The sequence below is a fragment of the Oleiphilus sp. HI0080 genome (genome assembly GCF_001635135.1).
Window position 1 is genome coordinate 1 of sequence record NZ_LWFU01000767.1, and the last position, 670, is coordinate 670.

Here is a 670-nt window from a genome sequence, read left to right on the forward strand (position 1 = left end):
CTTGGCGCAGAGCCTGCCAAGGCTTTGGTCGAATTTCTCGGTGAGGCCGCGCTCGTTATATTGATCCTTACCCTGTCTGTGACGCCCCTCCGAAAATTTCGAGCTCTACCGTCTTTTGTGCGGTATCGTCGGATGATTGGCTTGTACTCCTTTTTTTATGCGTTTCTGCACGTCTTTTCTTATGGAGCGTTTCTTGTTGATTGGTCCAACTTCGTAGAAGACTTGTATAAACGACCGTATGTTATTGCTGGGGCGCTTGGATTTCTAATCTTGCTTGCGCTCGCACTTACCTCTTTTAAGTTTGTAATCAGGAAAATGGGTAAGAGTTGGAAGAGATTGCATCGTCTTATCTATCTTTCGGCATTCGCCGCGTTGGTCCATGTATATTGGCAGGCTAGATCTGATTATCTCGAAGCAATTTTATTTGCGTTTCCGCTCATCATCCTTTTGCTTCTCAGGCTGCCGGTCTATCTGGAAAAGCGGGCTAGACTGGCTGTCAAATAACCATCTTGATCGTCTTTTGAGCGCTTTACGTTTTGATACATAAAAAGCCGGTTTTTTCTCGATAAAAGTGTTGCGCTTGTCGACGAGATATTTATAATGCGCGCTCGCTTTGAGAGACAGCCCGCAAGGGTTGAACGAAAAGCGAAGACGAGCCGGGTTAGCGGAG

Annotated in this window: 1 protein-coding gene; it reads left to right on the forward strand. The window is 46.4% G+C overall.

The window, feature by feature from the left end; translation table 11 throughout:
* The coding region (locus tag A3751_RS15990; protein ID WP_068457875.1) for a sulfite oxidase heme-binding subunit YedZ at positions 1 to 504 on the forward strand (504 nt) is incomplete at its 5' end.
* Positions 505 to 670: the final 166 nt, after the last annotated feature.